The sequence below is a fragment of the Bradyrhizobium nivariense genome (genome assembly GCF_029846695.2).
GTDB lineage: Bacteria > Pseudomonadota > Alphaproteobacteria > Rhizobiales > Xanthobacteraceae > Bradyrhizobium.
This window is the reverse complement of record NZ_JARWCR020000027.1, coordinates 69,618-90,128: the sequence shown is the minus strand read 5'-3', so window position 1 is coordinate 90,128 and position 20,511 is coordinate 69,618. Positions and strand designations below refer to the sequence as shown.

Sequence of the window (20,511 nt, the reverse complement as noted above, 5' to 3'; positions counted from 1 at the left end):
GGGTTCCAGGTCGGTCGCTTCATTCAAGCTAGGGTCTTCTAGCAGGTTTTGGAAGACCACGAAGCGTTCCGGCCCGCCCCTTCTGTCTATTCCACGGTCACCGATTTCGCGAGATTGCGCGGCTGGTCGACGTCGGTCCCCATGATGACCGCCGTATGATAGGCGAGCAGCTGAACGGGGACGGCATAGACCATCGGCGTGAACGCCGCCGCCATATCGGGCATGACGATGGTGACAAGGGACTCGACGGTCGCCTCCTCCGCGCCCTTGGCGTCGGTCATCAGGATGATCTTGCCGCCGCGGGCAGCGACCTCCTGCATGTTGGAGACGGTCTTTTCGAACACCCGGTCGTAGGGCGCGATGACGACGACCGGCATGGTCTCGTCGATCAGCGCGATCGGGCCGTGCTTGAGCTCCCCGGCGGCATAGCCCTCGGCGTGGATGTAGGAGATCTCCTTCAGCTTCAGCGCGCCTTCGAGCGCGAGCGGGAAGCTGGTGCCGCGGCCGAGATAGAGCACGTCACGCGACTTGGCGATCTCGCGGGCGAGCTTCTCGATCTGGAGTTCGGTGGTGAGCGCATCCGACATCAGGCGCGGAATCTCGACGAGGCCATGGACCAGCTTGGCCTCGTCCTCGTCGGACAGTTCGCCACGCGCCTTGCCGGCTGCAATTGCAAGGTTTGCCAGCACCATGAGCTGGCAGGTGAAGGCCTTGGTCGAGGCGACGCCGATCTCGGGCCCGGCCAGCGTTGGCAGCACGGTCTCGCTCTCGCGCGCGATCGTCGAGGTCGGCACGTTGACGACGGCGACCGTGTGCACGCCCTGGTCCTTGGCGTAACGCAGCGCGGCCAGCGTGTCGGCGGTCTCGCCTGATTGCGAGATGAAGATCGCGAGATCGCCCTTGCGAAGCGGCACCTCCCGGTAGCGGAATTCGGAGGCGACGTCGACCTCGACCGGCACGCGCGCAAAACGCTCGAACCAGTATTTTGCGACGAAGCCGGCGTAGCTCGCGGTGCCGCAAGCGGTGATGTTGATGCGCTGGATGTTCTTGAAGTCGAACGGAAGCTGGACCGGCAGCGAGACGCGCTCGGTCGCCATGTCGACATAGCGTGCCAGCGTGTGGCCGACCACCTCCGGCTGCTCGTGGATCTCCTTGGCCATGAAGTGGCGGTAGTTGGCCTTGTCGACCAGCGAGGTCGCGGCGGCGTGCTTGATCTTGTCGCGCTGGACGGCGTGGCCGTCCTTGTCGAAGATCGCAGCACTTTTGTGGGTCAGGACGACCCAGTCGCCGTCCTCGAGATAGCTGATGATGTCGGTGAACGGGCCGAGCGCGATGGCGTCGGAGCCAAGATACATCTCGCCGTCGCCGTAGCCGATCGCGAGCGGCGGCCCGTTGCGGGCGCCGATCATCAAATCGTCCTCGCCGGCGAAGATGAAGCCGAGCGCGAAGGCGCCGCGCAGCCGCGCCAGCGTCAGCTTCACCGCCTCGACCGGCTTGTTGCCGCGCGTGAGCAGATCGTCGACGAGATGCAGCACGATCTCGGTGTCGGTCTCGGTGTGGAACACCGTGCCCTTCTTCTGCAACTCCTCGCGCAGCTCGCGAAAATTCTCGATGATGCCGTTGTGGACCACGGCGACGCGTTCGGTCGCATGCGGATGCGCATTGTGCACGGTCGGCTTGCCGTGGGTGGCCCAGCGGGTGTGACCGATTCCGGTCGTGCCCTTGAGCGGCTCGGCTTCCAGCCGCTTCTCCAGATTCTTCAGCTTGCCCTCGGCGCGGCGGCGCGCGAGATGCTTGCCTTCGAGCGTGGCGACGCCCGCGGAGTCATAGCCGCGATATTCAAGACGTTTGAGCGAATCCACCAATTGCTCTGCAACCGGCTGGCGCCCGAGAATGCCGACAATCCCGCACATGCGGATCAATATCCCCCAAATCGTCGAAAAATCGCCTAAACGACGCGCTCGGTTTTTAGCGAAGTTCCTAAGGAACCAGATACTCAATAATTATTGCTGATTGAGACAGCACCAGCGGCAATGAGCCTCGCCTGCGTCGAACTGGCTGGCCTTAAACCGCGCGCATTAACTTGTTGTCAACAAATTTGACCAACCCTTGCGTACCGAGGAGAGAAGGCTATGAAGGGCTCATCCGACCGCAAAGGTCTGTCACCGATGTCCATGCGTGCCAGCGAGACCTCGGGTACGCACCTTGCGCATTGGCCGCCGCCCCAACGCGGCAAGGAAAGCAAGCCCGTCTTCGTCAAGCACACCGCCGGCGAACCGGCGAAGCGCGCCAAGCCGCGCGGCTGGCGCCTGACGCGTGCGATCTTCTCCGAATTCGCCGACGACGAATAGCGCCGGCTCACTTTTCCGGGTTCTTTTCAGGTTCCTTCCCCCGCGTTTTCATCTCGCGATAGCGCGCAGCGCCGCCTTCCCTGATGGTCTGTGGGCTGCGCTCCAGCGCCATGGCGTCATCGGGCACGTCGCGCGTGATCACCGAGCCCGAGCCGATATAGGCGCCGTTGCCGATTGTCACCGGCGCGACCAGCGAGGAGTTGGTGCCGACGAAGGCGCCCTGCCCGATGATCGTCTTGTGCTTGTTGAAGCCGTCATAGTTGCAGGTGATGGTGCCGGCGCCGATGTTGGAATTGGTGCCGATGGTGGCGTCTCCGATGTAGGAGAGATGGTTGACCTTGACGCCGGCCTCCAGCGTCGCGGCCTTGGTCTCCACGAAATTGCCGATGCGCGCGCCGTCGCCGAGCGAGGTGCCGGGTCGCAGCCGCGCATAGGGACCGATCGAGACGTTCCTGCCGAGCGTGGTCTGCACGATGTGCGAGAACGAGTGGACCACCGTGCCGTCGCCGATCGAAACGCCGGGGCCGATCACCACGAACGGCTCGATGGTGACGTCCTTGCCGAACACGGTGTCGGCTGCGAGATACACGGTCTCGGGCGCGATCAGCGTCACCCCGGCTTCCATCGCAGCCTTGCGCAGCCGCGTTTGCATCACGCATTCTGCCTCGGCGAGCTGCGCCTTGGTGTTGATGCCGCGCACTTCGTCCTCGCTGGTTTCGATCACCACGGCGTCCCATCCCTGTTCGCTGATAATGCCGACCGCGTCGGTCAGATAATATTCGCCCTTGGAATTCGCATTGCCGATCTTGTCGAGAATCGCGAGCGCGCGGCGCCCGTCGATCGCCATCACGCCGGCATTGCACAGGTCGATCTTGCGCTCCTCAGTGCTGGCGTCGGCCTGCTCGCGGATCGCGACCAGGCGGTCGCCCTCGACGATGAAACGGCCATAGCCGGCGGGATCGGCGGCGCGGAAGCCGAGCGCGGCAATTGCGGCACCTTTGGCGAGCGGCGCGCGCAGCCGCGCAAAGGTCTCGGCCGAGATCAGCGGCGTGTCGCCGAAGGCAATGAGCAGATCATCGACGCCGCGCGCGATGGCCGCGCGCGCCGCCAGCACCGCATGCGCGGTGCCGAGCCGCTCACCTTGCACGAAGGTCAGCACGTCGGGACGGATGCGCTTGGCTTCATCGGCCACCACTTGATGGTCGGGTCCGATCACGACCGCGAGCGAGGTGCCGGTTCCCTTGGGCGCCGCGGCGAGCACGTGGGCGAGCAGGCTCTGGTGTGCGACGGGATGCAGCACTTTCGGCAGGTGTGAGCGCATGCGTGTGCCTTCGCCGGCGGCGAGCACGATCGTGAGGCTGGAACGGGCGGTCATCGAAATCCTGTCAAATACGGCCGAATCAATTGGCGCTATGGACGGCGAGCCGCCCTCGGACCCTCCCGCCTTGCTACCCCCGCAAACGCCCGGAGTTCAAGTGCGACACGCTTTTCCTGTTAATGTTCCCTGATTGATTCGGGGAAGCCGGACAGGGGCTGGACACTTAACGTTCATGGCAAAGGATTCCGACCCACTGGCGGATGCCTTCGGCACCAAGGAGACCGGCGGGCTGTTCTCCGGACTTGTGGCCGAGGAGAGTTCGTACGATCGCGGCATGATGTGGCGGCTGGGCTCGTGGAGCGTGGCGGCGGTCGGCGCCGTGGTGATTGCCGTGTTGGCCAACCAGGCCCAGCTTGGCTGGCGACGCGACCAGGTTGCGTCCGCCGATCTCACACGCCAGGCCGAGCGGCTCCAGATGCTGACCAAGGAGAGCCAGAACGAGGCCCGCCGCCTCGCCTCCGCCATCGAGACGCTGAACACCGATCGCGACCGGCTCTATTCGCGCGTCACCGTGCTGGAGCAAGGGCTCGATTCCGTCACCGGCGCGATCGCCAAGCAGACCGCCGCGCAACCGCCGCAGGCATCCGCAGCGAAGTCGCAAGATGCGCCAGCCTTGATCGGGCCAACGGCACCCAGTGTCGCGCCTGTCGCCTCTACGCCCGCCCCAGCGAACGACAAGCCGCGCACTGAAGTCGCGAAGGATGCTCCGAAGGAAGCTGCAAATCCGAAGGAAGCTGCAAAGGAGCAGTTGATCCCGCCGCCGCAAAGCGCGGCCGCGGCCTCGCTCGTGCAGCAGTCACCGCTGACGACGTCGGCACTGCCGATGCTTCCGCTGGTGCCGTCCAAGTCGATCATGGCGCCGCCTGATCCCGCCGCATCGAAACTGATTCAACCCGATACGAGCGAGAAGGCCGCCGAGAAGAAGCCCGAGCCGACGCCCGCCCCGACTGAAGTCGCCGCAATACCCGCCAAGCCGCCGGAGGCGACGACTGACAGCGAAGCGCCTTCAATCGCAGTCCAGCAGACACGCTTTGCGATCGATCTCGGCGGCGCCAACTCGCTCGACGGCCTGCGCGCGCTCTGGCGCGGCGTAACCAAATCCCATCCTGAGATCGCAGCACTGCGCCCGATCATCATGATCAAGGAAGGCGCCACCGGCCTCGGCATGCAGCTTCGCCTGGGCGCCGGCCCGCTGGTCAACGCCGCCGCCGCCGCAAAACTCTGCGCCGGCCTTGCCGAAAACGACCGCCATTGCGAGACCACCGTGTTCGACGGCCAGCGCCTGTCGATGCGCGGCGGCCAGGAAAAGGGACAGGAAAAGGGTCAAGACAAGGGACAAGAAAAGTCTCAGGACAGGGTTCAGGAGAAGAACTCCGAGAAGAACCAGGACGCCGTGCCGCAAGCCGAGACCGCCCCGGCGCCTGCGCCGAGTGCAAAACCGGACAAGCACCGCCGCAGCTATTCCTCAAAACGCTCGTCGAAGCGCGAGGAGCCCGCGCCGGCGCCAGTGGCGCAGCCGGCCGCCCCGGCGAAGCCGGAGACCGCGTCAGCGGGATCGACGTTGTCGTCGTTCTTCAGGCGGTAGCTTACCTCGCGGCAGTTCATGCGCGTAGTGGCTGAAGGTTCTCACGCAGTCGCGAGAAACTTACACCTCCCCTGTTGCCCGCTCCCTCCATCCCGACCATATTGCGCCCATGACAAAAAAGCCCTTCCGCCTCTCGCCCTACCAGGTGCAGTTCCTGATCGTCGTCGGCTTCGCCAGCGTCGGCTATGCGCTCTATCTGCGCTACCTCGGAATCGAAAACTCGCAGGTCGGGCTCGCCTGCGACGCCGGGCTCCAGACCCTGATCTGCAAGGCGCGCTCGGTCTCGACCGTGCTGTTCAAGAATTCGGTGTTCGGCATCGTCGCGCTGGTGGTGGCGACGCTGAACCTGATGCGGCCGTCGATCGTGCTCCTGACCGTCGGCATCATCGTCGCCGGCCTCGGCATCGTGCTCTACAATGTCGTGCTGTCGGGCCTGGCGATCGGCCTGTTCATTCTTGGATTTGCTCGGCCCGCGCCCGCCACAGCGTGAGCGCGAACAGCAGATAGATCGCGCAGGTCCACAGCGACTGCCAATTGTCGCGGCCCTCGTTGACGAGCACGTACGCGGCCGACAGCGTCAGCACGCCGGCGAATACCGACTCCGCGATCGGACGCTGGCCGATCTGCGGCCGGTTCGCCATCAACAGCGCGAACGGCACCACCGCCATCGTCAGCGCGGCGTAGGGGAAGTCGCGGTAGCGCGGGTCGAACACGAAAGCGAGCGCGGTCTGCGCCGCGATCACCGCGGACGCCGCCAGCGTCAGGCCGAGCACGGCGGTGAGCTTCGACCATTTCCGGCCCTCGCGCGGACCCAGCAGATCGAGGAAGGTCGGAAGGCTGCGGCCGATCACCATCGCCTGCGCGCAGAAGATCGGCGACAGGATGCCGGCCGCGAGCAGCGTGCCCCACAGCAGCCAACCGCCGATGCCGTAGCTCTCGTAGTACACCTTGTCGGCACCGATCCCGAGCAGGGTCCCCGCCGAGGTCGCCGAGATCGCCACACCGAGCCAGGCCGAGAAGCGCGGCGTCCAGGGCCTGCGCCGCAACGTCAGGCCGGCGACCGCGAACACCAGCACGCAGAGGCCCATGCCGGCGCCCATGTACCATTTCCAGTACGGGAAATTGCTGATCGGCTCGCCCGGCGGATATTTCAGGCTGCGGCGCACCGAGTCATACAGGCCCCAATAGCCGCCGACGGTGCCTTCCAGCCTGCGCTTCCACGGCTGGTCGTAGGACTCGATCAGATTGACGCGGAATTTCTGCGCTTTCGCGAGGCCCAGGATTTCGGAGACGACCCGCGCCTGGTTGGTACGCGACGGCAGCGCGCCATCGCGCATGCGCCCTTCGCTCGGCCAGCCGGTTTCGCCGATCAGGATTTCCTTGCCGGGGAACGCCACCGCCATCCGCTCGCGGATCGCCTCGACATGGGCGGCCGCGAATTTCGCGCGCACCGGATTGTCTTCCCAATAGGGCAGGATGTGGATCGTGACGAAGTCGACGGCCTCATAGACCTCGCGATTCCTCAGCCAGAACTCCCAGACATCGGCATAAGTCACGGGCACGCTGACCTGCGCCTTCACCGAGCGGATGATGGAGACGAGGTCCGCCGTCGTCATCTCGCCGCGCAGCAGCACCTCGTTGCCGACGACGAGGCTGGTGATGATGCCGGGGAAATCCTTCGTCAGGCGGATCGCGAGCGCGGCCTGCTCAAAATTCTTGGTGCGGTTGCTGGAGAGCCAGATGCCCTGGAGCACCTTCAGCCCGCCGATCCTGGCGGCGATCGCCGGCACCTGGTCGAGGCCGTTCTCCATCGAATAGGTGCGGACGCAGTCGGTGATCTCCTTGAGCTGGCGCAGGTCCTGCTCGATCTGGTCGGCCTCGATATGGGTCCATGCGTCCAGCGGCGACTGCTCGCCGCGGAACGGCGCGTAGGAGACGCACTGGACCTTGTCGGCGGGGTCGATCGGGGCGCGCGCGAGCGTGATCGGCGTGGCAAGCCACCACCACACGGCAGCGATCGCACCCAGTGAAACGAGCAGAAGCGCCAGTGGCGTACGAAGAGAAATCGGTTCCGTCCTCCGCGAAGGGCCGTCGATTACCTGCTCGCACGCCATCTGCCAAGGGGGGGGGTGACTCCGGTACGGATCCATCCCTCCCCCTGAGGAATTTACCTGCGGCCGTTCGCCAGAGGCCTAGGATCGTGACTTTGCTGGACAAAATTCGAAATTCAGGCCATGGGATTTTGCGGGACTTTTCCGCCGCATTGGAGACCCATTTGGACGCCATCACCGGCGCGTCCGCGAGGTCCTGATGCGGACGGTCAGCGGATATATTGGGGAATTTATGCGGCAGCGGGTGTTCGAGTTACGAAATGCGGTCCTGCGGCAGTCCGCCGCCACCTTGGCCGTCTCCTCCCTTGTCATCCTGATCGGTATCGGTGCCGCCTCCGCCCAGAGCGGCACGCCCGCCCCGGACCAGAGCAAGGCAGCCGCCCAGCCCGCCGACGCCGCCAAGGATGCCGCCCAGAACCAGCGCCGCACCGACGAGTTCGCCGAAGCAGCCCAGGTCATCAGCGGCCCGGCCGGCAACCCCGAATGCGTCTGGCTCGGCCGGCGCGTGGTGCGGCTGATGTGGCGGGATGACCTCGATACCGCATTCCGCCATCTCGACCTCTACGACCGTTTCGGTTGCCCCGGCGGCCACATCCAGGCCGCCTTCCGCTGCCTGACCCGCTTCGGCGGCCAGATCGATCCCAAGGTCGCCGAGACCCTGGACAGCCGTGTGCACGCCTGCTGGATCAACCCGGCGTCGCAGCCGCAGCAGGCGGCGGCCGCGCCCTCGCAGCCCGCCGCGCCGACCGCCGGCAATGCGCAGCCGCAGCCGGCCGCGAGCCCCTCGCCGGCGGCAAGCCCGTCACCGGCGCCCCCGAAATAGCCGCGATTGTTTCAGCCTGCGTTCAGGAACGATTGGCGATAGAAGCGGTTGGCACTGCCGCGTATTTCGAAATGCCCTCATACCGTCATGAGGCCATGACAGTTGTGAAACCGCGCGGCAGAGGTATGCTCCATTTGCCGCGGACTCGGTCGGATCTCGGGGTCGGATCCGCTTCCCTGCCACCTCAGCCCCTTTTGGTTTAGCCGCGATGCGCGTTGTCGCCGCCGTTCTGTTGCTCGTGTCCGTGCTCCACGCCGGCCTCTGGGGAGTCCTGCGCGACAAGGAACCCGCGCCTGACTTCAAGGGCCTGTTGCCGAGCCTTTCCTACACTCCGTTCGAACCCGGCCATGTCGTCGACAGCAATGTCGATCCCGACAAGATTCGCGCCGACATGAAAAAGCTCTCCACCATCTCGCGTGCCATCCGCTCCTACTCGGCGACGGAAGGCAACGAGTTGGTGCCGCCAATCGCCGCCGAATTCGGCATCAAGGTCACGGTCGGCGCCTGGATCGACAAGGACCCGGATCGCAACGAGCGCGAGATCAAGGCCGCCATCGAGCTCGCCCGCAAGAACAGCAACGTCAACGGCGTCGTCGTTGGCAACGAGGTGATCTACCGGGGCGAGCAGAAGGTCGAAGACCTCATCGAGATGATCAAGAAGGTCAAGGGCGCGGTCCGCGTGCCCGTGACGACCGGTGAGATCTGGAACATCTGGCGCGACAACCCCGACCTCGGCTCCAACGTCGACTTCATCGCCGCCCACGTGCTGCCTTACTGGGAAAACTTCCGCTCGGACCAGGCGGTCGACCAGGCTGTCGACCGCTACAATTTGTTGCGTAACCTGTTCCCCGGCAAGCGCATCGTGATCGCCGAGTTCGGCTGGCCGAGCGCGGGCTACAATTTGCGCAACGCCGACCCGGGTCCGTTCCAGCAGGCCCTGACCTTGCGCAACTTCGTCAGCCGCGCCGATGCCATCGGCATGGAATACAACATCGTCGAGGCGATCGATCAGCCCTGGAAATACTTCGAGGGCGGCGTCGGTCCGTACTGGGGCATCCTCAACGCCAGCCGCGAGCCGAAATTCGCCTGGACCGGGCCGGTGGAGAATCCCGACTATTGGAAGCTGATGGGTGTAGCGCTCCTGGTCGGAATCCTGCTGTCGCTGCCGATCCTGCGGCTGGAACAGCCGACGGCGAAGCAGGCGTTCCTGCTGTCGGCCACCGCCAATGGTGTCGGCGCCTGGGCCGCCACCGTGTTCGCGTTCTGGAACGGGCACTATTTCATCTTCGGCTCGGCCTTCGCGCTCACGCTCGGCATGATCCTGCTCGTTCCCCTCGTCCTCATAGCGATGGCGCGCATCGACGAGATCGCGGCCGTCGCGTTCGGCCGGTCGCCGCAGCGGCTGCTCACGAAGGGCAAGCCGGTCGAGAGCGTTCCGGAGAATTACTTTCCAAAAGTCTCGATCCACATCCCGGCTTATTTCGAGCCGGTCGAGATGCTCAAGCAGACGCTCGATGCGCTGTCGCGGCTGAACTACCCGAACTACGAATGCGTCGTCATCATCAACAACACGCCGGATCCTGCCTTCTGGCAGCCGATCCAGGACCATTGCCGCACGCTCGGTGAACGCTTCAAGTTCATCAATGCCGAGAAGGTGCAGGGCTTCAAGGCCGGCGCGCTGCGCATCGCGATGGACCGCACCGCCGTCGATGCCGAGATCATCGGCATCCTCGATGCCGACTACGTCGTCGATCCCGACTGGCTGAAGGACCTCGTGCCGGCGTTCGCCGATGCGAGCGTCGGTCTGGTGCAGGCGCCGCAGGAGCATCGCGACGGCGATTTGTCGATCATGCACTACATCATGAACGGCGAATATGCCGGCTTCTTCGACATCGGCATGGTCCAGCGCAACGAGACCAACGCCATCATCGTGCACGGCACGATGTGCCTGATCCGCCGCGCGGCGATGGACATGGCCGGCGGCTGGTCGTCCGACACGATCTGCGAGGACTCCGATCTCGGCCTTTCGATTCAGCAGCTCGGCTGGACCACCCATTACACCAACCACCGCTACGGCCAGGGCCTGCTGCCCGATACCTACGAGGCCTTCAAGAAGCAGCGTCACCGCTGGGCCTATGGCGGCCTCCAGATCGTCAAGAAGCACTGGCGGAACTTCCTGCCCGGACGGAGCCGGCTGACGCCCGACCAGAAGCGCGAATATGGCCTCGGCTGGCTGAACTGGTTAGGTGCCGAAAGCCTCGGCGTGGTCGTGGCGCTGCTCAACCTCGTCTGGGTGCCGATCGTCGCCTTCGCCGACATCGCCATCCCCGACAAGATCTTGACGCTGCCGATCATCGGCGCCTTCATCGTCTCGCTCGCGCACTTTTTGTCGATGTACCGTGCGCGCGTCGCGATCAAGCCGGGCCAGATGCTGGGCGCCATGATCGCGGCGATGAGCGTGCAGTGGACGGTGTCGCGCGCGGTGGCGCAAGGACTGATCACCGAGCACATCGCGTTCGCGCGCACCTCCAAGGGCGGCCTGTCCCGGATGTCGATCGAGTTCCAGGCGTTCTGGGAGGCCGTGATCGGCGCCCTGCTCCTGATCGGCGCCGGCGTGCTGGTTGCCTCCAACAGCTATCGCCAGATCACCGAGATCTACATCTTCGCCGGCGTGCTGGTGCTCCAGAGCCTGCCGTTCCTGGCCGCGGTCGCCATCGCCATCCTCGAGCTCAGCCGCATCAACTCGTTCCAGTTCTGGCGCGACAGCGCGATCCGCACCGCCGAGCTGATCGGCCTCCGCCCGGTCGCGCTGCCGACCCCCGCCGGCACACCGCAGCCGTTGCCGGTGCCGAACGAGGTCCGGCGGGAGACGAGCTGAGCGCAGCGGCAAACCATCCTCGCTCTTCGGCGTGGACGACAGCTCGCCAATCGGGTTGAAAATCCCGGCTTAAGCTGCGGATACCGCGAGTAAATTCCCGCTCCTGCCGCGAGTTTCGGCAGCCGCCCCCGCTATTGACCTCAGCGCCCCATCCCCCTACACAGCGCGAGCCGAAAGCATGATCCGGAAACAGCCGGTTTTCCCCGCGACACTAGTTTGGGCGTCGCGGCAAGACATGCTTCTCGAATGTCCGAAGACGATGGCGATATCTTCAAAGCCATCAGCGGCCATGGGAGCGCGTAGCTCAGCCGGTAGAGCACGTGACTTTTAATCACGGGGTCCTGGGTTCGAGCCCCAGCGCGCTCACCACTGATAAGATCGAAAATTTCAACTTCGACATTTCGAACCAAAGATTTCGGTGAGCACACCGAAGCACTGTCCGGCGTCCGCAATTTCTGCGCTCCGGCCCTTCGGCATAGCTACTGCCAAAGGGGGCGAGTGATGTTGATCGACGCGGAGACCGGTATGCCGACCAAGATTCCAATGATGCCGTAAGAGAGTCCGAGCATCGTTGCGCTGTTCGGGCCGGAACTAGTGCCGACGCCATAGAGCACGCCGAGACAACCACAGGCCGCAGCGGTCACGATCATGTCGCGGTCGTTACGGGCTTCAATGCCCGCTCAGCACCAACGTCTTTATCGGCAGCACCAGCGCCTGGATGCGCAGCAGCATGGCGTGCACGACGCCGGTCGCGTCGACGGCGTGCAGCGCAAAGCGCTTGAGGGCGCCCGTCTCTTTCGCCTCAATCACATCGTGATTACTTGTGTAGGCATTAGCGATACAACTACTGCCAGGCGTCACGCCCTCCAGCCCGCCCTTGTAGATCGGCTCCATGAAAACGAGAATGGTGCCAGGGCGGGCGACCTGCTGCGCCTCGATCAGTTGTTCGCCACCCCTGAACTGGCCCGCCGCGATGTAGTCTTGCACGCTGGTCACCACCATCGGAATGACCGTCCACGGCTTGGAAATGCAGGTGGCTTCGGCCACCATTCCGACCTTCATCACCTGAGCCTCGATTTGCCCAAACCCGGCCATGAGAGCCCGGCGTCCCGCGCCTTCCGGGATCAGAACGCCGGCCGATCGAATCATGGGATTGACGATATCACCCGGCCTCAGCCCGAACTGCTCGACCCGCCCGTCGACACCGGCGCGAATATAGGTCTTGTCCAGATCGACCTGTGCTTCGGCCAGCGACGCCTCTGCGCTTGCCTTTTCCGCCGGCAGCAAAGCGTTCAGCCGCGTCATCGCGGATTCTCTGGAAGCGGTCGCGGCATCGAGGGCGCCTTGGCGACCCGCGACCGCGACTTGTAGCTTTTCGATGTCGCGTTGCGGAACGATGCCGGGGTTGCGCTTCTGCAACTCGCTCTTGGTGTCGAGTTCGTCCGTTGCCTGCTGCAGCGAGCCCTTGGCTTCCTGAAGCTGACCTGCCGCCTTCATAATATCGGTTTGCGCCGCCAGCATGGCGGCATCGACTTCGGCGATTTTGCGCTTGGCCGTCAGGAGCGAGGCTTCCTGCTTGGCGCTGTCGAGTCTGAAAAGCACGTCGCCTCGCTTGACAGTCGCGCTGACATCGACGTGAACCTCCGCGACCCGACCAGTGACCTCGGACACTATTGGAACGGTCCGATAGAACAACGTCGCCGATGTGGTGGACGGATGAAAGTAGAAGATCATCGTGATCAGCGAGACCGTCAGCATCAGGCAGGCGATGATGCCAAATCGCAATTCGAACCAGACCGAGTAGAGCGTGATTTCGTGCCCGAAGCGCTTGCCCTGCCGATAGCGCCGGTAGAGATAATCCGGCAGGATCGTGAAGGTGGCGCAGAGGAGAAGTTCAAGCATCGCCCGGCGCTCCCCGCTTGAGATCTTGCTCGATCCTGCTCCTGATCTCGTCCACGGCAACGCTGGTCTTCACCTCGTCTGACACGTTAGCCGCGCGAGGGGCAGCATGGTCCGGCGCTTCGGGAGCATCCGGCTCCGGTGCAACACCGGCCATTTTTTCGACTGACCCAGCGATCTTCCGCAGCGGCGTGCTGAAGTCGGGCAGGTCGATCATGGCAAGGAACAGGCCGATCACCCAGAACAAGTGGTTGTGCGTGAACAGCGCCAGCAGTCCCAGCACGGCCACTATTTCAAACTGAAACTTCTGCGACTTGTGGGCCATCCGCTCCGGCATCGTGTGCAGGTGCAAATAGAAGTTGCCGACCATCAGAACGGCGCCGACAAGAATAACGCCAACAACCACCATAATAGTATCGGTGTCACCTGGAGCGGTGATGAAGCCCGGTAGATGATGGGGCGCAGCCGGATGCAGGTCGCTCACGCACCTCTCCTCCGATTGCCGGGGCAAAGTTAAGACTGAACTTGGCGCCTGCATACTCGCATAATGAAGATACTTGGCAAGCAGGCTTTGCAGCGCCAACCTCGCAAGGGTCGGGGTCGGTAGGAGTGGGCGGACCTCACGCTAACCCCGATGGCGATCGATCTTAAAGCCCCCAGCGGACATGGGAGCGCATAGCTCAGCCGGTGGAGCACATGCATTCCCGCGTATTTTGTTCAGGAGCTCCATTGCCGTGCGTGACGCGGCATTCCAGTTGCCGTCGACGCGTCCGCTGTTGCAGCCAACACGACGAAGTTCTGCCTGTCCCAAGTGTTTTGCTTGACCCATCTTCAGCTCTCCGGAATTACGGTGACTGTCACCGTAATTTATTTCTACTGGGACGACGTCGCGGGACGGCGGCTCGCGCCTAACCTGTTGACCGGGGCACGGCCGCCTTGTGGAGGTCTGAACTTGATGGGCTAGTTCACCAGGGAAGATAGAATGTCCCGAACAGGATTAGAGCAATCACAGCTATCGACCACGCGACAGGGCTGTTGAGGTTCCGCATGGTCCGACCTTCCAATTTGGCTGCCGCCTGCCGACAATCACGGGCCACCTCGAGCAACCCCGCCCGCTCGCATTTCATCGTGGCAAGCTCGGCTTGAGCAAGACATATCCGCTCTAGCCGGCGAAACTCTTTCAGGTCTCGATCCATGCGTCCGCCCACACCAGCAGTAGGTCAACGGAGGTCAGCACAATCTAAGCGTACACTGGTCAACCTTTCCTTATCAAATGCGAATATTGCCACTTGTTCCCGACCATTGAGGGGCCGCCAGCGAGAACCGGCCGTCGCCGCAAAGTCTTGCATTGTGGCAAAAAGCCGGCCCCAGAGGATGAGTCCTGAGGCCGGAAGTTCTACGCGTCCGCTCCGAGACACTGCCCGGAGCTGGAGGCGAACGCCGCCCGATTGCCGGTTGTTCCCGGCTCTCGCGGACTGCAAAGAGGGAAAGGCCCGCCAGCGTGAACGGCGGGCCGTCCGAAGATGGCCCCTCGATAAAAGCGCTTGCTCAGCTTTGCTTTCCGTGCATGCAGGCCATGACAAACTCCCGCTTCGCGTGCCCTTGTCCCTTTGCTCTTCCGCCCGCACTCGAAAAACCACGTTCGGTAGCGAGCTGCTGGCATCTTTCCAATTTTTGAGGGTTGCGAGGCGCGCCCTGCTGAGCCTGTACAGCGCCGCCGACCAGAACCAGAGCAACGGAAGCAAATAAAATCGGCCTAATCATTCTGCGGAATCCCAACTATCACGCTGAAGTAGAGCGCGGAGCATAGCCCCGCGCCCCGGTTTCGTCACTGCCTCAGCCGACGGCGATGCGTCATCAGCCGCTGCCGGTCGCGCTTCCTGTTGGTTCTGCGGCGGCGCTTCATGCTCGCCTCGCGACGATCGTTCGAGCGAGCCCCTTCAGGTCGCCACAGATCAACCAGGCGAGGCTGATGCGGTACTTTTTCGGATTGCGGTGATAGTGCATTCAACTCGGCCAAGCACGGAGCCAGTCTTTCGGGTTGAGTGCACTGTCACGAAATTCCAAAAGAAAAAAGAAGCATTGCCGATGAACGCCGCTATGCCGATGCCAAAGCGGCAGCCCAACCCCTGTTGCGGACATGCAGGCTCGCTCGGCGCAGGATGCGCGACATGGGCCGGTTAGCTCATCTGGTAGAGCCCGGCTTACAGGCAGGATGTCGGCGGGTTCGAGCCCGTCACTGCCCACCACGCCTGCTTCTGTTCTCATAAGACGGCGGGTGCAGTCCGTAGTCTAACCCCGTGGTGTCCTAAGCTGAATTTGGGAGTGTCCTAAATTCGCTTGAAGCGGCAGCAAAAGAAAGGAACGCCAGCTCCCAAGGCTATGGAACAATCGGCTTGGCCGAGCGTCTGATTCGAAGCTTCCAGCCGAAAGGCGCCCCCCCGACTGCTGGAAGAAAACCCGTCTCATTCGGGTTGGCGGCCCCCCGGTTGGGGCCGTTTAAATTCGGCAATTAGGAAGTGAATTGCGGCCGCCTCGCAAAAATCGGCCCCAACTCCGAGGCTGGCTGGAAGCTGAGGTCGAGGCACCGGACCGTTCGAGGCTTCGCAACGGCCCAAGAATATTATGCGTCCATGACAACACGCGAGCTACCGTGCAATGGATTTACCTCCGATTTTCCGAGTGTCCTAATTTCCCGAAATGACTGTCGAGTTAGGCCAGTACCAAGTAGGACGGCCTCTCGCCGCATTTTGGGAACCGCGACCTGATCACCTGAGTTTATCAGCGGGGCGTACATGGAGATCATACCATGTGGACGCTGCTGGCACTGATCGGGACCGTGTTGATGACGATCGTCATTGTTCTCGGTCTCTTTAAAGCGGCTGGGCTAAAGCGGCTGGAAGATTTGATCCCCGCAAAGACGGATGATCGGGACCGTCTCCAAGAGGATAAAGCTCCAGGAGGATAAGGCCCCTCCAGCGGTCCTTGTCCACACCTACGACCAGCAGTAGCTCGCGACCAGCAGTAGCTCGGCGCTGTTCCGGCCTCCTACCTTTCGATAATTTGCCAGCCGCGCGGAGTGCCGCTTTGATGTCGCCATGCGGCCCCAAAAGATCACGTTCGGCGAGATGCGCGAGATGGCGTGCGCGGCGTCCTGATCTATTGCACCGACTCTTCATCTGCGCCGCCTGCGGCAGACGCGGCACCGAGGTCCGGCGGGGGCAAAGACGGCCCCGGCCATGGGGGGCTTCTGAGGTGTGGAGGCCGGGGCCGCTGGAGGTGCTCGGACCTTGGGGAAGGCCAAGCGTCCTGAGACTAGGAAAAACCGGCAATCAACACTGTTCGCTTCCGCACATTGGCTATAGGGTTCCATCGGCGGGAACTGAGTAAGCTGCAATGAAAGACATGCAGGCTCAGTTGGAAAAGCTTCGCAAGGATGCGGCAGAGTGCGCGCTGATCCGAGACCTCGCAACCGATCCGAAGAAACGAGAGCTTTTCACAAAGCTGGCTGACCACATGACTGTGCTCGCCTCAGAAGTTGAACGCGCGATCGCGGACGGGGGGAAGCGCACAGGATGAAGGCCCATGGCTGGGGGCGCCTTTTCCAGCGAGCCGATGAGGCGAGGCTGCCCTTCGGACGGTCTTTTCGGGAAGTTCGGACACTCGGAAAATCGGAGGTAAGCCCACTGCACGATCGCTCCAGCGCTGTTCTGGGCGCATGTTTAATTCCTGACTGGGGCCATTTCTGCATCGCGAAGGGGAATCAGGACACTGGATTTTTCGGTCGATTGTGAAAGGTCGGAACGTGAAAAAGCGGATCGGTTGGACAACTTGCCCCTCGATTGGCGGCAAATATGCAGTGGCCGAGCTTCTTGAAGGAGGCGTTGTCGGGAATGGCCTGATTACTTTCCCGACGAAGGAAGCGGCCCAGCAATTCATTGACTCTGGCAAGGCAGACGAGCTGGGAGCTCGCGGGGGCAAGCCCTCTGCTCCGTCGACGTGATGCCGCTAAAGCATGATCCGGAAAAGTGCGAAGCGGTTTTCCGAAAAGATCATGCTCAAACAACAACCTAAAGCGCGATGATGATTCATCCTCATCTCATCGCGCTTTAGCAATCAGATAACCCTCTCTGGCCGCAAATCGCACCAGGATTTTTCCACGAGGCCGCTCCGAAGTCACCAAGTGATTTGCTTGACCTATCCTCAGCTTTCCGGAGCTGAAACAGTAACCGGCGTGCTCAGCGGCGCTCCTCCAACTGAAACCGGCCCTATAGATTTCGACTGCCGCGCGATCCGCTTGCGCATCGCTGCGGACAGTCCGTAGCGAGCATGCGCTCTTCGAATGGAGGACGTGACGTCCGACATCATTGCACTTTGCAGCGTGTCGATCTTCGCGATGAGCGTGGACAGCTGCGAAGATATCTTCTTCACATCGACCCGTTCGTCCGTGATGCTCTGTCGCAGAGAAAGCAGCACCATCGAATCCCCCTGCAGCACAGCCGCATTTTGCTGCAATGCGTGGTTGCTCTCCTGCAGCGAAGCCGTGTGTTGCTGCTGGGCCGACTGAATATCCTTCAAGGCCGCGACAACCGGATCCGGTTTTGGCGCGGAAACCTCATGCCGCGGTAGCAGTTCAGCCAGACTGCTGACATGCAGCGATGGAAAGCCGGACGGCGATGTGTAGATGGCGGCCGAGCCATTGATGGCTAGGGCACACACCGACAGTGCCAGGACCGATTTCCGGCTGGACCGCTTGAGCGGTACTGGAGCTTCCGGGGCTGCGGGTTCGTGTGCCGCGATTGCCGCTGCAAGTGCTGCAGGGTCGAGTTGTTCGACAAGGCCTTGCGCTTCGGATGTCGTGGTCACGTGCATTGACCTCAAATGAGCGAGCAAAAGGAAGCCGACGCTGGAACGTCCTCGCGACGAGTCCTCTACGCAGCACCCGCTTACAACTGCCAAAAATTATGGGCTTTTCCGCTTAATTTCACGTTAGCGGCCTGGCCGCCTGGCATGCCCGGCCACCCCGGTCGATTACGGGGCTATGCGATGGCGATGACTCGAATGCTCAAGTGCCCATGCTCTCGCAGCTGCAAACGCCCCTCCCCCGAGGCCGGGAAGGCAATTTTTCTCCGCAGCGGATTTTCCGAAGATGGCAGAATGCCACTGTTTTGCCCGACGCGTCAAACGGCGTTTCCGCCGGATGCAAGAAGGCATTGTGCCAGCAGGACTTAGCTACTGTGCATGGGGTTGTTTTCGCATTTTTGGCCAGCGCCTGATCATGCGCCGGGTATAGGACGCCTCGTCGCTGGTGCAAAAATGTTCCAAGCGTCCCGTCCCAAAAGCCGGGAGACAACCCGCTCAAAAAGTGTAGGATTCAGCAAAACAGGAGGAGCGGCATGTTTGAGATCAACGGTTTCGACACGGCAGGCGTCGTCAGTCTCAAGCGGCTGTCCCTCACCGCCGCCCTCAAGAAAGCCAAAGAGCTGATCGCCGACGGGTGCTGGGACGTTCAGGTGGTTGATCCAGGTGGCCAAGTCTACACCTCGTTTGAGGAGCAAGCCGCTTAGTCGCGCCGCCTTCGGCGCTTTTCAGAAAGCACCCGCCCATCCGATCGCGCTTCGCGCGCTCTGGCCGTGGCGGTGATCGACATGAAAACCCCGGCGCCTGGTGGGGCGCCGGGGCGTTTTCGAAATATCAATCGGTAAAGCAATGAGGCCTTCATAGCAGCGGCCTCGACAATCGCGTGTGAACCGCTTCACACGGCTCGGCCGATCTATCCACGCCCTGTGGCTATCCGCCCCGGCCGGCGTTGGACGAGGCGTTATCGAGCCAGCGCCGCGTTGCTTCATCGCTCCAGCCGGGAACCGCGAAGCGTGCGCGGGAGTTCACTTCGGTACCAGAACGATCGACCGGAGGATGGCGTGCCGCTGCACCGCGCGCACGCGCGTGATGCACCGTTGCGGCGTTTGCAGACGCGCACAGGACGATCAAGAGGCCCACGGCCAAAACAGAGCGCATCGTATCGGCTCCAACGAGCAACCGCTCGGGCTCATGTGATACGCCGGCCGTCCCACCGCAATCCGACCCAGCTTCACAGCCAAGAGATCGAAGCGCGAACCGACGCTCCGCTCCCGCGCGTCACACCGTTGCCAATCAACTTGTTTGGGAGCACGCTCTCTCCAGGCGCGCAGACGCCGCTCAGGGAGAAAGCCATGAAGGAAACGGGCCTGGATAGTCGCCATCGGGACAAGGATGGCGCGATCAGCAAGAAGCACGGCAACACGCTGGTCGGTACCTTGCGCAAGATCTACGGCAAGGGTTTTGCGGCCGGTTATCCGGATACGACCGAACTCAGCGAGGTCTTGCATCAGTTGAACGAGACGTCCCTGAGCCAGTTGCGTCGCGATCACGACACCGGGCATCTCGGGCACAAGATCGACCACGTCCCGAAGTGACGGACTTCACGCGATCAACTTCAGGTCGTCGAACCAGCTCCGCCCTCGGCAATGATCCCGTGGAGGGGCAGTCACAACCGCCTCGCTTCTTTCGAGAGTGGAGGTGAGCCGTGAGCCGCGTTACCTTGGACGATATGGAGCGCAACACGGCCGGGTGGCGCATCCAGGATGTGGAGACGATTTGCGCCCTGCATGGCGCAAAGGCTCCCCACCGCGCGGCGGAGGCTCGCACTACAAGATTTCCAAGCCTGGAAAGGTTGAAATCCTGACTGTGCCTTTCAAGCGGCCCATTAAGCCGATATATATCAAGAAGCTGGTAGCGTTCCTGCGAGATTGAGACCACATGGACGAGCGTCCTCACTACAAGATCATCATCGAGCCGCTTTCGGAGGAAGACGGCGGCGGCTTCGTTGCGACCGTACCTGACCTTCCCGGCTGCATGTCCGACGGCGCGACCGAATTCGAAGCGGTGCAGAATGTGCAGGACGCAATCGCATGTTGGATCGAGGCTGCCGAGGAAGATCATCGTCCCATCCCCGTTCCCCCACACCTGCGACGAGCGGCGGCCGGCTAAGCTCTATCGACGACGCCATCGCGAAGAACTTCACTCGTCGCCCGATCTGTGTAGGGCCGCCGCTAGAACGGAATACCGCTAGCCGGTTTGAGCGTTTCGACGCCGCGCGCTAGGATGCCTCGTTTTACGGAGGCTCATTTGAAACAGCTCATTATCATCACCGCCATTGCACTCGCCGTGACGGCTCCCGCCCGCGCGCAGGCGCTGGTCGACCCCAACAAGGTTGCTCCCGAATATCGCGAGGCAGCCGAGAAGCGGCGGGCCGAGCAGATGCGGCAGCGCGAATGCGCGCTGAAGGCGGATCTCGAGAAGGTGCTGCCCAGGGATCGCACCGTTTATCTCAACCATTGCCTGGACACGATCGCGGCCAAGCAATAGCGGCTGATCAAGCGGTTTGACGACCTCGGCCTGCCGCCCGTCGCGGCGGACCGATCACACTTGGCTGCGCGGGCTTTTG

The 20,511-nt window shown here is 62.7% G+C and carries 17 protein-coding genes and 1 tRNA gene; 12 read left to right on the top strand and 6 right to left on the bottom strand.

Features of this window, described 5'->3' with window-relative positions; translation table 11 throughout:
* Nucleotides 1-86 precede the first annotated feature (86 nt).
* Nucleotides 87-1,913: a glutamine--fructose-6-phosphate transaminase (isomerizing) gene (glmS, locus tag QCM77_RS22535; RefSeq protein ID WP_279668123.1), complete on the bottom strand. Its 1,827-nt coding sequence runs from the start codon at nucleotides 1,911-1,913 to the stop codon at nucleotides 87-89.
* Nucleotides 1,914-2,132: 219 nt separating this feature from the next.
* Between glmS and QCM77_RS22530 the strand changes: the two genes are divergently transcribed.
* On the top strand, nucleotides 2,133-2,351 hold the full coding sequence (locus QCM77_RS22530; RefSeq protein WP_279668121.1) for a hypothetical protein: 219 nt from the start codon (nucleotides 2,133-2,135) through the stop codon (nucleotides 2,349-2,351).
* A 7-nt stretch (nucleotides 2,352-2,358) separates the two neighbouring features.
* Here QCM77_RS22530 and glmU read toward each other — a convergent pair whose 3' ends face one another.
* Nucleotides 2,359-3,726: a bifunctional UDP-N-acetylglucosamine diphosphorylase/glucosamine-1-phosphate N-acetyltransferase GlmU gene (gene glmU, locus QCM77_RS22525; RefSeq protein ID WP_279684926.1), complete on the bottom strand. Its 1,368-nt coding sequence runs from the start codon at nucleotides 3,724-3,726 to the stop codon at nucleotides 2,359-2,361.
* A 175-nt stretch (nucleotides 3,727-3,901) separates the two neighbouring features.
* On the opposite strand from glmU, the gene QCM77_RS22520 reads away from it, so the two are divergent.
* Nucleotides 3,902-5,314 carry a hypothetical protein gene (locus QCM77_RS22520; protein WP_279684925.1) on the top strand — a complete coding sequence of 471 codons (1,413 nt, stop codon included), beginning with the start codon at nucleotides 3,902-3,904 and terminating at the stop codon, nucleotides 5,312-5,314.
* A 109-nt stretch (nucleotides 5,315-5,423) separates the two neighbouring features.
* On the top strand, nucleotides 5,424-5,804 hold the full coding sequence (locus QCM77_RS22515) for a hypothetical protein (protein ID WP_279684924.1): 381 nt from the start codon (nucleotides 5,424-5,426) through the stop codon (nucleotides 5,802-5,804).
* Here the strand turns inward: QCM77_RS22515 and QCM77_RS22510 are convergent.
* The gene (locus QCM77_RS22510) at nucleotides 5,764-7,428 is read right to left on the bottom strand and encodes a glycoside hydrolase family 17 protein (RefSeq protein ID WP_279684922.1); all 1,665 of its coding nucleotides are present in this window, start codon (nucleotides 7,426-7,428) and stop codon (nucleotides 5,764-5,766) included. The two genes, QCM77_RS22515 and QCM77_RS22510, sit on opposite strands and share 41 nt — an antisense overlap.
* A gap of 229 nt (nucleotides 7,429-7,657) precedes the next feature.
* Between QCM77_RS22510 and QCM77_RS22505 the strand changes: the two genes are divergently transcribed.
* The 3 genes from QCM77_RS22505 to QCM77_RS22495 all read left to right on the top strand — a co-directional run bounded on the left by QCM77_RS22505 (nucleotide 7,658) and on the right by QCM77_RS22495 (nucleotide 11,495).
* Nucleotides 7,658-8,248, top strand: coding sequence for a beta-1-3, beta-1-6-glucan biosynthesis protein (locus QCM77_RS22505; RefSeq protein ID WP_279684931.1), 591 nt, complete (start codon nucleotides 7,658-7,660; stop codon nucleotides 8,246-8,248).
* A gap of 208 nt (nucleotides 8,249-8,456) precedes the next feature.
* Nucleotides 8,457-11,126: a glycosyltransferase gene (locus QCM77_RS22500; RefSeq protein WP_279684921.1), complete on the top strand. Its 2,670-nt coding sequence runs from the start codon at nucleotides 8,457-8,459 to the stop codon at nucleotides 11,124-11,126.
* Nucleotides 11,127-11,419: 293 nt separating this feature from the next.
* A tRNA-Lys gene (locus QCM77_RS22495) sits at nucleotides 11,420-11,495 on the top strand.
* A gap of 300 nt (nucleotides 11,496-11,795) precedes the next feature.
* On the opposite strand, the gene QCM77_RS22490 is transcribed toward QCM77_RS22495, so the two are convergent.
* Both QCM77_RS22490 and QCM77_RS22485 read right to left on the bottom strand, forming a co-directional pair.
* On the bottom strand, nucleotides 11,796-13,028 hold the full coding sequence (locus QCM77_RS22490) for an HlyD family secretion protein (protein ID WP_279669384.1): 1,233 nt from the start codon (nucleotides 13,026-13,028) through the stop codon (nucleotides 11,796-11,798).
* Entirely contained in the window at nucleotides 13,021-13,509 is a 489-nt protein-coding gene (locus tag QCM77_RS22485) for a hypothetical protein (RefSeq protein ID WP_279684918.1), read from the bottom strand. The genes QCM77_RS22490 and QCM77_RS22485 overlap by 8 nt, the downstream gene beginning before the upstream one ends.
* 2,325 nt (nucleotides 13,510-15,834) lie before the next feature.
* Here QCM77_RS22485 and QCM77_RS22480 point away from each other — a divergent pair.
* Entirely contained in the window at nucleotides 15,835-15,993 is a 159-nt protein-coding gene (locus QCM77_RS22480; RefSeq protein ID WP_279684917.1) for a hypothetical protein, read from the top strand.
* Between the two features lie 428 nt (nucleotides 15,994-16,421).
* The gene (locus QCM77_RS22475; protein ID WP_279684915.1) at nucleotides 16,422-16,604 is read left to right on the top strand and encodes a hypothetical protein; all 183 of its coding nucleotides are present in this window, start codon (nucleotides 16,422-16,424) and stop codon (nucleotides 16,602-16,604) included.
* A 624-nt stretch (nucleotides 16,605-17,228) separates the two neighbouring features.
* Here the strand turns inward: QCM77_RS22475 and QCM77_RS22470 are convergent.
* Nucleotides 17,229-17,897, bottom strand: a complete 669-nt coding sequence (locus QCM77_RS22470; RefSeq protein ID WP_279684913.1) for a hypothetical protein — start codon at nucleotides 17,895-17,897, stop codon at nucleotides 17,229-17,231.
* Between the two features lie 524 nt (nucleotides 17,898-18,421).
* Here QCM77_RS22470 and QCM77_RS22465 point away from each other — a divergent pair.
* The 4 genes from QCM77_RS22465 (at nucleotide 18,422) to QCM77_RS22450 (ending at nucleotide 20,432) form a co-directional block, all read left to right on the top strand.
* Nucleotides 18,422-18,592 carry a hypothetical protein gene (locus tag QCM77_RS22465; RefSeq protein ID WP_279663664.1) on the top strand — a complete coding sequence of 57 codons (171 nt, stop codon included), beginning with the start codon at nucleotides 18,422-18,424 and terminating at the stop codon, nucleotides 18,590-18,592.
* Between the two features lie 645 nt (nucleotides 18,593-19,237).
* The gene (locus QCM77_RS22460) at nucleotides 19,238-19,480 is read left to right on the top strand and encodes a hypothetical protein (RefSeq protein ID WP_279663665.1); all 243 of its coding nucleotides are present in this window, start codon (nucleotides 19,238-19,240) and stop codon (nucleotides 19,478-19,480) included.
* Nucleotides 19,481-19,823: 343 nt separating this feature from the next.
* Nucleotides 19,824-20,054, top strand: a complete 231-nt coding sequence (locus QCM77_RS22455) for a type II toxin-antitoxin system HicB family antitoxin (protein WP_279663667.1) — start codon at nucleotides 19,824-19,826, stop codon at nucleotides 20,052-20,054.
* A 138-nt stretch (nucleotides 20,055-20,192) separates the two neighbouring features.
* The gene (locus QCM77_RS22450) at nucleotides 20,193-20,432 is read left to right on the top strand and encodes a hypothetical protein (protein ID WP_279663668.1); all 240 of its coding nucleotides are present in this window, start codon (nucleotides 20,193-20,195) and stop codon (nucleotides 20,430-20,432) included.
* Nucleotides 20,433-20,511: the final 79 nt, after the last annotated feature.

Excerpts from the sequence above, each read along its gene's own strand:
- QCM77_RS22475 (WP_279684915.1), top strand. The coding sequence starts at position 16,422 with ATGAAAGACATGCAGGCTCAGTTGGAAAAGCTTCGCAAGGATGCGGCA.
- QCM77_RS22455 (WP_279663667.1), top strand. The coding sequence starts at position 19,824 with ATGGACGAGCGTCCTCACTACAAGATCATCATCGAGCCGCTTTCGGAG.
- QCM77_RS22480 (WP_279684917.1), top strand. The coding sequence starts at position 15,835 with ATGTGGACGCTGCTGGCACTGATCGGGACCGTGTTGATGACGATCGTC.
- QCM77_RS22490 (WP_279669384.1), bottom strand. The coding sequence starts at position 13,028 with ATGCTTGAACTTCTCCTCTGCGCCACCTTCACGATCCTGCCGGATTAT.
- QCM77_RS22500 (WP_279684921.1), top strand. The coding sequence starts at position 8,457 with ATGCGCGTTGTCGCCGCCGTTCTGTTGCTCGTGTCCGTGCTCCACGCC.
- QCM77_RS22470 (WP_279684913.1), bottom strand. The coding sequence starts at position 17,897 with ATGCACGTGACCACGACATCCGAAGCGCAAGGCCTTGTCGAACAACTC.
- QCM77_RS22460 (WP_279663665.1), top strand. The coding sequence starts at position 19,238 with ATGAAGGAAACGGGCCTGGATAGTCGCCATCGGGACAAGGATGGCGCG.
- QCM77_RS22510 (WP_279684922.1), bottom strand. The coding sequence starts at position 7,428 with ATGGCGTGCGAGCAGGTAATCGACGGCCCTTCGCGGAGGACGGAACCG.
- QCM77_RS22530 (WP_279668121.1), top strand. The coding sequence starts at position 2,133 with ATGAAGGGCTCATCCGACCGCAAAGGTCTGTCACCGATGTCCATGCGT.
- QCM77_RS22520 (WP_279684925.1), top strand. The coding sequence starts at position 3,902 with ATGGCAAAGGATTCCGACCCACTGGCGGATGCCTTCGGCACCAAGGAG.
- glmU (WP_279684926.1), bottom strand. The coding sequence starts at position 3,726 with ATGACCGCCCGTTCCAGCCTCACGATCGTGCTCGCCGCCGGCGAAGGC.
- QCM77_RS22515 (WP_279684924.1), top strand. The coding sequence starts at position 5,424 with ATGACAAAAAAGCCCTTCCGCCTCTCGCCCTACCAGGTGCAGTTCCTG.
- QCM77_RS22465 (WP_279663664.1), top strand. The coding sequence starts at position 18,422 with ATGTTTGAGATCAACGGTTTCGACACGGCAGGCGTCGTCAGTCTCAAG.
- QCM77_RS22505 (WP_279684931.1), top strand. The coding sequence starts at position 7,658 with ATGCGGCAGCGGGTGTTCGAGTTACGAAATGCGGTCCTGCGGCAGTCC.
- glmS (WP_279668123.1), bottom strand. The coding sequence starts at position 1,913 with ATGTGCGGGATTGTCGGCATTCTCGGGCGCCAGCCGGTTGCAGAGCAA.